Here is a 12,941-nt window from a genome sequence, read left to right as displayed (position 1 = left end):
GGATTACTCTTAATTTATTGTCTATTCAATCCCACTCATTGACTGCTGAAACCGCGATAAACCGCGTTCTCATTCCCTCGTTCATATTCTGAATCAAATAATCTTTTTATCTAAAGTTGGGCGAAATTTTATTTTTTGGTCATACTTTATAAGGTACTTTATATTTTCTTTTCGGAAATACTCAACCAATAATGTAATTACAAGGAGTTTGATGATGAAACTATGGGCAAAAATCTCCGCTGTTATGGCAGCATTACTGATGGCATTAACTTTATCTGCATGTTCTCCAACTGCAACATCAGAGGGTACTGGGGGATATTTTGATGACTCCGTGATCACCACTAAAGTGAAAACAGCGCTAATTGGTGAAAAAAATCTTAATTCAACACAAATCAGCGTTGAAACATTTAAAGGTAAAGTTCAACTAAGTGGTTTCGTCTCTTCTCAAGCAGATGCCAATCGTGCCATTGAAACAACACGTAAAGTAACAGGTGTAAAAGGGGTTATAAACTCAATGGTTATTCGCTGATCCGCTTTTATTCTCGTCTTCCTTTAGTCCTAATTTTCTAGACCACTTCGGTGGTCTTTTTTTGTCCAAGACTTTTGTCTTAATCATTTAATCTTTCATAAAGTAGATCAATTTTTGCAAAAAAAACAAATAAGCTAAAAAGTGTCTATTTTTATTCCACGCCAGAATTAGCTCACAAAAAGAACAAATCAGAAATATTACTAATCATTTTGAGATTATAAATTACCCACCTTATTACTCTGAATATCTCCTATGTTGATATCATTTTATTCTTTTTCTATTTTCTTCTATCTATTGATAGATAAAGCCGTTTTACTCAATTTAAATATAAAGATGCATTTTAAATACACCTATAGAATGCACCCTTTTACTTATTAAAATGTCAGCAATTTTTAATAAATAAAATCACACTTTTTTTATTTTGATAATATCAATAAACAAAAGATGCATATTGAATACATTTTAGTGGATATCAAAATGCTAAATGTCTTATTTCAGATGTCTATTTACCTATTTAACTCTGCTTTTAATAACTCATAATTTAGGTATTAAGAATAAAAAAGAAGCTGTATATAATCTAGAAATGAAAGATTTTTAGCAAATTAAAAAGATAAAAAAAGCGAAGAGAAACTTCGCTTTTTCATTATGAGATATTCTTTTAAAGAAAGAATAATTAGAAACGGTAACCCACACCAAACATAAATACGAATGGGTCTAAACGTGTTTTAACGTCAAAATCTTTATCAGCAACAGTGCTATTAAATCTTGCTTTTGTTTCGATGTTCATCCACCAAACAGAAGCATTCAGCATCCAGTTTTTATCAAGGTTATAATCTAAACCTGCTTGTGCCGCAAAGCCCCATGAATCCTTAAGATCAAGACCATTTAAGCCTAAACCATCTACAGCAGGGTTATTATTAAATTTCTCATCAAAGAAAGTGGTAAAGTTAAGACCTGCACCTAAATAAGGACGTAATTTATCTTCGCCATTACCGAAGTAATATTGTGCCATTAATGTTGGTGGCAAATGTTTAACTTTTGCAATCTCACCTACACCTGTCAATGAAATTTTATGTTCAAAAGGCGTAGCTGCTAATAACTCAACACCGATATTATCAGTGATCATATACCCGAAAGTTAAACCTAATTGGGTATTATTATTTACTTCAAAATGGTCGCCACCTAATATTGCATCAGAACCCGCATTAGGACGAACTGTTGCAGTACCTGCACGGAATAAAAAATCACCTGCTTGGTGAGCAAAAGAAATAGAAGGCGCAAGAGTTGCAGCCGCTAAAATAAGCGCAGAAAGTTTTTTCATTATTTAACCCATTCCTGTAATAAGTAAAATCTCCGCTAAAAATATAACCATTTATTGGTAATTATGATCTAATGCCGATCACAACTTTGGAATTATTTTTGCAGAAAGTGTTATTTCTCTTTTTATTATTTATCAATACTATTATTTATAATTGATCCACATCAAATTTCCCATTAATACCATTTTTTCTTATAATTAAATTTATTATTACTATTATTTTTTGAATAAAAAATACCCTAACAAGCCTTATTTGAAAATAAAGTTATCTTTGTGTTAAAAATATGTTTTATTTAATTTAAATGATAAGTGTAATTCGATTATTCGCATCTAGAAAAACGTGAAATAAGAGGATCGAGATAAAATATCCCTTTTTGCTGTTGTAAAAGGTACAATAGCGCGCATTGACACAGTCTATTTTTATAGGAGCAGTTTCATGCCTACCACGGCACGCACAATCTACCGAGACAGTCTTAATTTTTATAAGAATGAACGACGTAGCATTGTTACTCTTTCCGCTATTCTTGCCATTATTTTAGCGATCATTCATGTCTTCATTGGCCCTAATCCTCAAGAGTACCAATTGATGATTGAATTTGTGGCTAATTTTAAAAATACACAGCTTTCTTCAGCCTCTCCTGCTGAGTTAGAAGCAATGTCAAACAGTGTCGTGGGTATTGCCAAAAAAGTGTTATCACTGTATGCATTTGAAACATTACAGCAAAGCATCTTGGTTCTAACCTTATTGATGTTCGCTACGGCGATTTCCACAGGTCATAACGTCACCTTAGGTCAAACATTTAATGCGGCTCTACCTCGCTTACCTAAAATGTTCCTATTGATTGTGCTGTGCTCTATTTTGATTAGCGCTGGTTTTATGGTGATGATTATTCCTGGCATCATTTTATTAATTGGTTTTGCATTAGCGCCCGTTGTTTTAGTACGTCAACAAAATATGGGAAGTGCAATACGTTTGGGTTGGAAAGTTGGATTTAGTGAATCGGCTGCGCTTATTCCTGCTTTAGGTATTTGGATCTTATTGCAGTTCGGCATTGGTTTTGTGAGTAATCTTACAATTCAACTACCTGATGTTATCCATAACTTCTTATTCTACTTCCTAAAAAATATGGCTTCGGCTTGGATGATTATTTATCTGTTCCGTTTGTTTATGTTGGTTGAAAACAAATACACAACGCAACAGCGTTAATCTATTCAAAGATTCAAAGCATTATCATTACCTATAAAAAATCCCGTGTATAAGCTAATCACTTATCACGGGATTTTGTTATTTATTATGCACCAATGAAGTTTAGCCAATACACTTAGAGAGTAGATGTATGACTCGTTGTTGGCGCATCTACTGTATTCTCATCATTATTTTCAGAGTCTTGTTTTAGCGCCTCTTTTCTTGCTTCTTTCTGTTTTTCTTTGATCTGCTGTCGGCTTTGATACAGGCGGATCACAAAATAGAGATCTGGGGCAATAATCAAATCATCTTCATTGAGCGAAATTTTATTTCGTTCTATCCAACGATTTAATTCCGTTCTGCGCCCCGCTAGAACCAATTTAACGCCTTTTATTCGTAATTCTCTTATTAACTCATCAATGGCAGCAAATACGCTAACATCATCATAAGTAAAGCTTACAGCAGCATCTACCGCTAACCATGCTGGTCTTTGAGGTGCGTTATCAACCAGTTGTAGTACTCGTTTTTTAAAATAACCCACATTAAAATAAGTCAGGGGTGAATTAAAACGGTACATCATTAAACCATCAATAGGCTCAATACCATTATCCTTATTCATTGAATGGACCATTCCTTGTTCATCAACACCCAATAACTGATCGCTAGGTCGAAAAACAATACGTAAGAATTGTAATAGGCCTAATAAAACCGCAAAACCAATACCATTAATAAGACCTGCCAATAACACAGCTAATAATGTAAATGATGCCAATGTAAATGCTTGTTTATTACGCTTACGATAAGACCAAATATGACGAATACTAAGCAGTGACCAAGAAGAAACTATCAACACTATCCCTAACGAAGACAGTGGAATATAAGCAAGAAAATCGGTCATAAATAGCAACACGAGCAAAATCATCAATGCGGCAATAATAGAAACTAACTGCGTTTTCCCCCCAACGGAGTCATTGACCGCTGTACGACTACTTGCCGCACTTACAGCGAACCCTTGAGACAATGCGGCGGCAATATTGGCAATACCTAATGCTTTTAATTCTTGGTCTGCATCGACATCATAACCATTTTTGCTGGCAAAACTGCGGGCTGTCATCATAAAACTCACAAAGCTAATGACAGCCAAGTTTATGGATGGAACTAATAATTCTCGTAATACACCAGGATGAAATCCACTCATCGAGACTACTGGCAGAAATAGATCAGCATTCCCAGCCTCTTTATTCACGATAGCAATACCAAAGCTTGCCAAATCAAATTGCCAACTCAAATATGTCATCATAACCATGGCAATTAACGGTGCAGGCCATCGGCTACGAAAATAACGAATCCCTAATAATAAGGCTAATGTTACAGCTGACATTAATACTGTGGGCAAATGAGCATCCATTAATCGAAAAGGAACTTCAATGAGTTTTTCGATTAAGTGATCTGGGGAAGTATCAAAGCCAAAGACTTTGCTAATTTGCCCGACCATAATGGTGATCGCAACACCATTTAAAAGCCCTTGAAGAATGGGACGAGAAAGAAAATCAGTAAAAGCCCCTAATCTAAAATGGCTGGCTAAAATACACCAAAACCCCGTCATCGCTGTCATGATAATCGCAAGTTGCCATCGAGTATTTTCATCACCAGCAGATAGTGGAATGACGACCGCAGCAATAACGGCACAAGTTGCAGCATCTGGCCCCGTAATTAACTGGCGGGAAGTACCAAATAACGCATAAATAATCATGGGGAAAATACAGGCATATAACCCAACAATAGCGTTAATACCCAATAATTCGGTATAAGCAATGGCGACAGGTAATGCCACGGCAGCAACAGAAAGGCCCGCTTTTAAATCATAGCCAAAATATTCACGCTTATAGTTAAACAATAAGCCTAATCCTGGCATCCATTTTATTAGTCTTTTTCCGATCATTGATTTCCTCTTATCAGAAATACTTTTTTATTTATGCATTCATCAAAAAGTAGCGGATGAAAATGATGAGTATATGAATCATATACTAGTGTAATATTTAAATCCTCCTTCATAATTCAAGCTTGAGTTTTAATTTTACATAAATGCAATTGCGTTGATTTTTCATTGAGTTATTTCAGATAAAACTAGTTTTTTTTGTACAAATTAACACTCTGTCGTTAAAGATATGCAATTGTTTACCCATTTTCTGTCGCTTTGCATTAGAATAGCCAAGTTTATGAATTTAATTACCATAGGTTCCTATCTGTTATGAAAAATGGCTGGCTTAAGCAATTACTTGATTTTGCTCCACTATTAGTTTTTTTTATCTTCTATAAATGGCAAGATATTTTCTATGCTTCAGGTGCATTAATTATCGCGACGTGGATCTCAGTCGGTTTAACATGGCTTATTTTCCATAAAGTAGAGAAAGCGCCGCTCATTACCGCTGTGGTTGTCACTATTTTTGGTTCATTAACCCTATTTTTCCATTCTGCTGATTTTATTAAATGGAAAGTGACGGCTATTTATGCCATTTTTGCTATCGTTTTAATTGGTATGCAGTTATTTACGCCAAAAACGTTAATGGAAAGAATGTTAGGCAAAGAACTCGCTATGCCGCCTGCAAATTGGAAGAAACTCAATATTGCATGGGTGGTTTTCTTTTTTGCTTGTGCACTTGGTAATATTTATGTGGCATTTTCTTTGGCGGAAGAGACTTGGGTTAATTTTAAAGTCTTTGGCTTAACTATTTTAACCTTTATCTTTACTATCGCCAGTGTGGTTTATATCTGGAATAACCGTTTACCAGAAGAACAAACTGAAAATGAAGCTACAGAAAATAGTGAACACAAATTATCAGATAATATGACAAAGCAAGCATCTAAACCGACATCACACGATGCCCATTCAAAATCTGAATAATTATTTTTATTTTATTGGGAGATATGTGCTCTAAATAATTTAAGTTGTAGCTATTAGAGTATAGCCTGTAGATACTCTAAATAATTTAAGTTGTAGCTATTAGAGTATAGCCTGCTGATACTCTAAATAATTTAAGATGTAGCTAGGCGACAAGTGAATGAGACGCTAGGAGCATACATTAGTATGTGACTAGTGCGAATGAACGAAGTCAACAACGCTACAACTTGAAGTATGACGAGACTCTTACTCTAGATAATTCGAGGTGTAGCTAGGCGGCAAGTGAATGAGACGCTAGGAGCATACATTAGTATGTGACTAGTGCGAATGAACGAAGTCAACAACGCTACAACTTGAAGTATGACGAGTAAACTTGATGTATACGAGTAAATATCTCCTTGGTTTCAACATTATTTTACAGATACTTTATTTCCATGACTGAACAACAATCTTTGCCTAATGGTGAGCTCGTTTTACGCACCCTTGCCATGCCTGCTGATACTAACGCTAATGGTGATATTTTCGGTGGCTGGTTAATGTCTCAAATGGACATCGGTGGTGCAATTTTAGCAAAAGAAATTGCGTTAGGTCGTGTCGTTACTGTAAGTGTAACAGGCATTACCTTTCTTAAACCTGTTGCTGTTGGTGATGTCGTTTGTTGCTATGCGCGTTGCTTAAAAACGGGTAACTCTTCAATTACTGTTAATATTGAAGTATGGGTTAAAAAAGTCGCCACAGAACCTGTCGGCCAACGCTATCGTGCAACAGAGGCTGTGTTTACCTACGTTGCCGTTGACGAGAACAATTCTGCTCGTCGCTTACCTGAGGGTAAAGCTCACTTCACGCTAACAAGTACTATGGAATAAAACGCCATTACGACAATTCGATTACGACGCTAATAGCGTGAAAGCATTAAAAATTGAATACTAAAAAAGGCACTTATTAAAGTGCCTTTTATTTATCTGGTATCAAATAGGGATATCGCTTTGTTTAACGGCTAACTTTATAAAAATTAGCTTGCTGACACCCCTGTCATTTTGAACTCAATGAGAACCACTTTTCCTTTATAAGGAATTTTTTCATAACGCCATTGACGCATCGCTCTTTTAACATCTCTTTCAAATACATTCTTAGGATCAGCAGAAAGTATTTCTACATTATCTACTCGCCCATCAGCATCAACATCAAAACGTACTTTTATAGATCCTTCAATACCCACGGCTTTTGCTCTCTGAGGATATTCAGGTAAACCTTGGCGTACTGCATTGGGTACTTTGCCTTCACCACTGCTTGCCACGGCAACCGGTTTTTCATCGCCTTTATCACTTGGCTTTGCCGTCGGGTTAAGATTTTTGAGATCATTACCTTTATTAACAACTAAAGGTTGTGGTCGCTCAACAGGCGGTTTCGGTTTATCCACAGGTTTTGGTTTAGGTTTTGGTTCTGGTTTTTTCTCTATTGGTTTTTCGATAATAGGTTTTACATCAGGAATAGGTTCTGGCTCGGGTTCTGGCTCAACAACTGGCTCAGGTTCTGGAGGAGTGACTTCTTCAACCACAGGCTCTGGTTCGCCTGCAGGCTCATCTGCCGCAAATGCCAACATCTGTATAGAGATAGGCTCAGGTGTAACTGGCTTATCTTCTACAACATATAACATCGCAGCCGCAACAAGTGAGGCATGTAGACAAAGTGATATGAGTACCCAAAGCTTCCAACGCATAACTGATCTTATTTCACCTAAAGAAAAAATATGCCCTAGTTTAAATGCAAATAGCAATCATATTCAATAACGTTTAACAAAATGATTGATATTAACTGTTAAAAAGTGAAATTATGAGTTCCATTCTATGTGTTGTACAAATAAAAGTGCTCTATGTTTTCTAGAAGTATCAAGTTTACGCAGTTTATAAATTCGGAAATTACGACGAGATTGCCCTTCTAACCATCGACGACGTTTACGTATAGCTTGTCTCATCATCCGCCAACGAGCTACTTCAGTCCTACTGTGTCTCATGCTATCAGCACCTATTTTTTCGAATAAGTGGACTATTATAAGACGTTCATTTTGTGATCCAAGGGGTGATTTATGATTTGCTTGAATTTCATCCATTATTTAAGCATTTCTCACAAAGAAAAAATGAATAAAGAGTTGTATCTTATTGCTTATTTGATGCTTATCTCTTAAGAAAGAGATTTGACAGAGATAATAATCCTGATTTAATAGCAACATTCGGCAAATAACAAAAATAATGAACTATTTTTAGTAAATTGCCTTCAGCTTATCCATGCAATTCATTTTCAACGGAAAATAGCTCTACTATGACAACATTTTATACTGTATTAAGTTGGCTAACCTTTTTCTTCTATTGGCTATTAATTGCGGGGGTCACATTTCGTGTCCTAATGCATCGACGACCAGTTACATCAACAATGACATGGTTATTGATCATCTATATTCTGCCATTAGTCGGGGTTATTGCGTATTTTGCTTTTGGTGAATTACACCTAGGAAAACGACGCGTTGAACATGCTAAACAGATGTGGCCTTCTGTTGTTGCGTGGCTTGAAGACTTGAGGAAATGTAAGCATATTTTTGCTACAAGTACGAGCGATATTGCGACTCCTCTTTTCCAATTAACCGCTAAACGCCAAGGTATTAAAGGTGTTAAAGGTAACAAAATTGAACTTTTAACCACCTGTGAAGATTCACTAAATTCAATTACACGCGATATTAATAACGCTCGTGATAACATTGAAATGGTCTTCTATATTTGGCAATCAGGTGGTTTAGTCGATGAAGTAACCGACGCCTTAATCAGAGCCGCTAAACGCGGTGTAAAATGTCGAGTTATGGTTGACTCAGCTGGAAGCTGGAACTTCTTTCGTACCAAAGGCCCAGACGCAATGAGAGCCGCGGGTATTGAATTTGTTGAATCACTGCATGTTAATTTATTCCGTTTCTTCTTGCGCCGCATGGATTTGCGTCAACATCGAAAAATCGTATTGATTGATAATTATATTTCCTACACAGGGAGTATGAATATGGTCGATCCTCGTTATTTCAAACAAGATTCCGGTGTCGGTCAATGGATTGATATTATGGTAAGAATGGAAGGTCCAGTTTCTACCACATTAGGGATGATTTATGCCTTTGACTGGGAAATGGAAACAGGTGAACGCCATTTACCACCTCCTCCTGATGACAATATTATGCCTTGTGAGCAAGAAAGTGGTCATACAACACAAGTTATCGCATCAGGCCCTGGCTTTCCTGACGAGCTTATTCAGCAATCCTTAATTACAGCCATTTATTCCGCAAGAAAAGAATTAGTGCTCACAACACCTTATTTTGTACCTAGCGATGATCTTGCCCATGCAATCTCAACCGCGGCGATGCGAGGTGTTAATGTGAGTATTATTGTTCCTCGCAGTAATGACTCTTTCCTAGTGCGTTGGGCAAGCCGTTCATTCTTTACAGAAATGCTGGAATCTGGTGTAAAAATATTCCAATTTGAAGATGGTTTATTACATACAAAAAGCGTGATGGTTGATGGACAACTTAGTATGGTAGGTTCAGTTAACCTTGATATGCGTAGCTTATGGTTAAACTTTGAAATCACTGTTGTCATTGATGATGAAGGCTTCGGAAGTGATTTAAGCATTGTGCAATATGATTATATTGCTCGCTCTACAGAATTGACACTAGACGAATGGGAAAAGCGCCCTTTCTTAAATCGTGTATTAGAGCGCATCTGCTATTTCTTTAGCCCTCTGTTATAATCAAGAAGGTAATAAAAATAGGCAATAGAATATTTTGCTAAATGAGCAAAAATGCTATACAAACAACGCGATAATTATTGGAATAATAGACAGGCATTACCATGAATGAACCAACCTTAATCAGTGAAGACGATGCTTTAGAACAAGCTTATGATCTATTTTTAGCTCAAGCAGCTGATAATTTAGATGTTGCAGACCAATTACTCTTTAACCTGCAATTTGAAGAAAGAGGCGCAGCTGAAGTGGTTCCATTAGGTAATGATTGGCAATTTATTGTTGGCCAGCCTGTCACATCAGCCCGTTTTAGCGAAGTGATTATTGGCCTTGCTCCAGACGATGATTCCGATATTGATGATATTTTTGGTCGAGTCCTGATTAGTCGCGATCCATTACAGCCTATGTTCCATATTATTTGGAAATCATAATCACTTTATCTTCACCTGCTTATATTTTAGCAGGTGATTTTTTATTTCAGAGAGAAATAAAATGAGTGAAAGTCACTTTATTATTGATACTATTTTTACCTTAGCTTTCTTTGGTGCCTTTTACTGGTATATCTGCGTAGCTATTATTATCGTCATGCTCTATACCACAATAAAAACAAAAAAAACGTTATTTCGTATCTTATTTATACTCATTGCTTTATTTTTTGCTTATTTACCTTTCATGCAATACCTCTGGTAAAAATTAAGCAAATAAAATCAAAAGCGCCCTATCAGCGCTTTTCTCTTGATCATTATTTGAGACATATGATTTGCGTAGGTAATACTAATTACTGACGCAAACTCACAGCAATACGATTAAAGGCATTCATTAATCCAATTGCCAATGTCAGATCACTCATTTCTGTATCTGTAAAATACGCTTTAACCTGCTGATAAATATTATCCTCCGTACCTTTTGCTGAAATATTACTGACCACCTCTGCCCATAGCAATGCAGCTCGCTCTTTATCAGTAAAACGTTCACTCACTTGCCAACCATTTAGTGCATCTAACTTATTTTGAGCAACACCATGATTACGCAACGAATTATTGTGCATCTCTAAACAAAAAGCACAGCCATTGATTTGAGACACTCTTAAATAAACAAGCTCGATTAACGTTATATCCAGTGAACTTCCTTCTAGTGCAGTTTTACATTGAATTAAACCAGCATAAGCTTTAGGACTGAGTTTTGGGTAAGATAAGCGAAGCTTTGACATAATTTCCTCTCGATTCACAATAAAGATAAACCCACAACTAACTGTATATAAAAACAGTGATAATATATTCAATTTATAGCGATGGTTTTATCAATTTTGTGGTATTTGCGTTTAGAGGCGATGATCTTCAGTATAAGTAACTTAATTTACGACCTATTCTTTATTAGTTATTACGCGTAATATCTGTTACTCAAAGCATTTAGATGAATGAGCAATAGTTAAAAACATTGTGCCCTCTCTTGTAAGTGTACTGTCTTGTTTTATTGGTGGTGATTTGACCATTCTATCTATTTCAGTTGAAGAAAATTTATTACTTGCTTCATTATAAAAACACAAACATTGATCTTTACTCACATTACTATAGACACTTAATGTATCCATACAATATTCAATAAATTTATTTTCTCTTGATTCAGAGCAAGCGGGTAGTAAAAATAAAGATAAAATAACAATTAAGGCTTTTTTCATAACTATTCCAATGTTGTGTTAGATCTATTTAATTATGAAAAAATTATTTCATTAAAGCAGAAGGTTTATCACGATATAAATCAAACTTGGGTGGATAATTATTATTTGAACAAGATAAAAAGAGAGAACTTTCACTTTTCTCCTTATTTTTTATCTTTAATATTCCTTTATTTAGTATTTATACTTATTTTTATTTAATCTTAAATGTAACAATGGAAAAGGATTGCCTTGTCCATCTAATTCTGAACGCCCTATTTGCTCAAATCCAATATAAAGATAAAAGCCAATTGCTTGAGGATTTTGCTCATTTACATCTAACTCATCAATATGCAGTGTATTTATCGCGAAAGTTGTAAGTAATTTACCACAACCATGCCCTCTAGAATTCGCATCGACAAAAAGCATTTCTAACTTATTTTCTGCTGTGCCTAAGATCCCATGAATAACATTATTATTGTCTATCGCGATATAGGTATTAAGCATAGGAAAATACTGTTTTACAATATCTTTTTTAAGCGAGAAGATAATATCTTCAGATAGAAATGCATGCGTAGCTCTAACTGAAGATTCCCAAACTGCTATCATTTCATCATAGTGTGAAGGTTCTGCTTTTATTACAGTTAACATAATTCTCTCTCCATAAAATATGGCATCTTAAAGATCCTTTATTGACAGTCAAGCACCCCGAATAAAAAACACACATTTAATGTATATTTAATGTGCTTTGATAAGTGAATATCCTACATATAGTGATGCATTTACATTTGTATTCACAAAAAGGCCACATAACGTGACCTTTTAAAAAAATTATTTATTAGCTTAAAATTAGAAACGGTAACCAACACCTAATACCCAAGTACCAAATTTTGCATTATCTAATTTAGAATATTCATAAGATGCATCAATTGCTACGTTTGGGATTGGATTAATTTGTAAGCCTACCCCATAAGCCATAGACGTTTTGCTGTATTCGTCATTAACATAATAATATTTATCTTCTTGGCTAACGTGACCAAGCCCAATTAAACCATATGCACTAAAGTAATCATTAAAACGATAGCTAGGCCCAGCCGTTAATGAAACATAATCAATTTCAGTTGAACCAATTTTTCCCCAGCGGCTATAATAATTATAAGTTAATTTTGTGTACGTCAGTGATCCAATAAAACCCCAATCATTATCAAACTCGTGATTGTATTTAAAGTTAATTCCTTTAGGTTTATCATCGATTTTATAATCACCCAATTTAATTGAGCTCTGAGCATAACCTACGGATAAAGTATTATCTAACGCTGCTTGTGCATTAAAAGAAAGTGTAGAAATAGCTAACAGTGAAGTAGAAAGAAATAAATTACGACTCATCTTTATTCTCTATATAAAAAAGGATAGACAAATGGAACTAAATTAGAATTTAGCTCTCTTATTAAATTGAGTGCAATACTCAATAAAAATTATTGATAAATAATACGTTATTTATAATATTTTATAAAGAAAATCTTATGATTAGAGCTACAATTAAAACACCATTCGCCTCAACAATAAACTTACCTTATT

The 12,941-nt window shown here is 35.2% G+C and carries 14 protein-coding genes and 1 pseudogene; 7 read left to right on the top strand and 8 right to left on the bottom strand.

The annotated features are described in order from the left end of the window. Positions 1-214 precede the first annotated feature (214 nt). Positions 215-529: a BON domain-containing protein gene (locus JEP71_RS00910; RefSeq protein ID WP_109372376.1), complete on the top strand. Its 315-nt coding sequence runs from the start codon at positions 215-217 to the stop codon at positions 527-529. A gap of 673 nt (positions 530-1,202) precedes the next feature. On the opposite strand, the gene ompW is transcribed toward JEP71_RS00910, so the two are convergent. Continuing rightward, a complete protein-coding gene (ompW, locus tag JEP71_RS00905; protein ID WP_196571173.1) occupies positions 1,203-1,850 on the bottom strand; it encodes an outer membrane protein OmpW in 648 nt (215 codons plus the stop codon). Between the two features lie 433 nt (positions 1,851-2,283). On the opposite strand from ompW, the gene JEP71_RS00900 reads away from it, so the two are divergent. Then, complete coding sequence (locus JEP71_RS00900) at positions 2,284-3,054, top strand: YciC family protein (protein WP_196533244.1); 771 nt, start codon at positions 2,284-2,286, stop codon at positions 3,052-3,054. A gap of 115 nt (positions 3,055-3,169) precedes the next feature. Here the strand turns inward: JEP71_RS00900 and JEP71_RS00895 are convergent, their stop codons facing one another. Beyond that, positions 3,170-4,975 (bottom strand): SulP family inorganic anion transporter, encoded by a 1,806-nt coding sequence (locus tag JEP71_RS00895; protein WP_198619573.1) that lies wholly within the window; start codon positions 4,973-4,975, stop codon positions 3,170-3,172. Positions 4,976-5,284: 309 nt separating this feature from the next. Here JEP71_RS00895 and JEP71_RS00890 point away from each other — a divergent pair. Together JEP71_RS00890 and yciA are read left to right on the top strand one after the other, a co-directional pair. Beyond that, positions 5,285-5,833: pseudogene (locus JEP71_RS00890) on the top strand (septation protein A); the annotation flags it as partial. A gap of 536 nt (positions 5,834-6,369) precedes the next feature. After that, positions 6,370-6,801: an acyl-CoA thioester hydrolase YciA gene (yciA, locus tag JEP71_RS00885; RefSeq protein ID WP_006536988.1), complete on the top strand. Its 432-nt coding sequence runs from the start codon at positions 6,370-6,372 to the stop codon at positions 6,799-6,801. 146 nt (positions 6,802-6,947) lie between these two features. Here the strand turns inward: yciA and tonB are convergent, their stop codons facing one another. Together tonB and JEP71_RS00875 are read right to left on the bottom strand one after the other, a co-directional pair. Then, a complete protein-coding gene (gene tonB, locus JEP71_RS00880) occupies positions 6,948-7,655 on the bottom strand; it encodes a TonB system transport protein TonB (protein WP_109372381.1) in 708 nt (235 codons plus the stop codon). Positions 7,656-7,766: 111 nt separating this feature from the next. Next, on the bottom strand, positions 7,767-7,949 hold the full coding sequence (locus JEP71_RS00875; protein WP_036913581.1) for a YciY family protein: 183 nt from the start codon (positions 7,947-7,949) through the stop codon (positions 7,767-7,769). Positions 7,950-8,254: 305 nt separating this feature from the next. Between JEP71_RS00875 and cls the strand changes: the two genes are divergently transcribed. The 3 genes from cls to JEP71_RS00860 all read left to right on the top strand — a co-directional run bounded on the left by cls (position 8,255) and on the right by JEP71_RS00860 (position 10,399). Continuing rightward, positions 8,255-9,715, top strand: coding sequence for a cardiolipin synthase (cls, locus tag JEP71_RS00870; RefSeq protein WP_109372382.1), 1,461 nt, complete (start codon positions 8,255-8,257; stop codon positions 9,713-9,715). Between the two features lie 95 nt (positions 9,716-9,810). Beyond that, entirely contained in the window at positions 9,811-10,140 is a 330-nt protein-coding gene (locus JEP71_RS00865; RefSeq protein ID WP_375165166.1) for an HI1450 family dsDNA-mimic protein, read from the top strand. Between the two features lie 61 nt (positions 10,141-10,201). Continuing rightward, the gene (locus JEP71_RS00860; RefSeq protein WP_198625586.1) at positions 10,202-10,399 is read left to right on the top strand and encodes a hypothetical protein; all 198 of its coding nucleotides are present in this window, start codon (positions 10,202-10,204) and stop codon (positions 10,397-10,399) included. An 88-nt stretch (positions 10,400-10,487) separates the two neighbouring features. Here JEP71_RS00860 and JEP71_RS00855 read toward each other — a convergent pair whose 3' ends face one another. The 4 genes from JEP71_RS00855 to JEP71_RS00840 form a co-directional block, all read right to left on the bottom strand. Further along, positions 10,488-10,919 carry a carboxymuconolactone decarboxylase family protein gene (locus JEP71_RS00855; protein WP_198625585.1) on the bottom strand — a complete coding sequence of 144 codons (432 nt, stop codon included), beginning with the start codon at positions 10,917-10,919 and terminating at the stop codon, positions 10,488-10,490. 186 nt (positions 10,920-11,105) lie between these two features. After that, on the bottom strand, positions 11,106-11,387 hold the full coding sequence (locus tag JEP71_RS00850; RefSeq protein ID WP_198619577.1) for a hypothetical protein: 282 nt from the start codon (positions 11,385-11,387) through the stop codon (positions 11,106-11,108). 171 nt (positions 11,388-11,558) lie between these two features. Next, a complete protein-coding gene (locus JEP71_RS00845) occupies positions 11,559-12,014 on the bottom strand; it encodes a GNAT family N-acetyltransferase (RefSeq protein ID WP_198619578.1) in 456 nt (151 codons plus the stop codon). A gap of 198 nt (positions 12,015-12,212) precedes the next feature. Next, on the bottom strand, positions 12,213-12,749 hold the full coding sequence (locus JEP71_RS00840; protein ID WP_198625584.1) for an Ail/Lom family outer membrane beta-barrel protein: 537 nt from the start codon (positions 12,747-12,749) through the stop codon (positions 12,213-12,215). Between the last annotated feature and the right edge of the window lie 192 nt (positions 12,750-12,941).

The sequence above is a fragment of the Proteus sp. PR00224 genome, from assembly GCF_016238105.1.
Taxonomy (GTDB): domain Bacteria; phylum Pseudomonadota; class Gammaproteobacteria; order Enterobacterales; family Enterobacteriaceae; genus Proteus.
The sequence above is the reverse complement of the archived record's forward strand: the minus strand, read 5'-3'. Positions and strand labels throughout refer to the sequence as shown.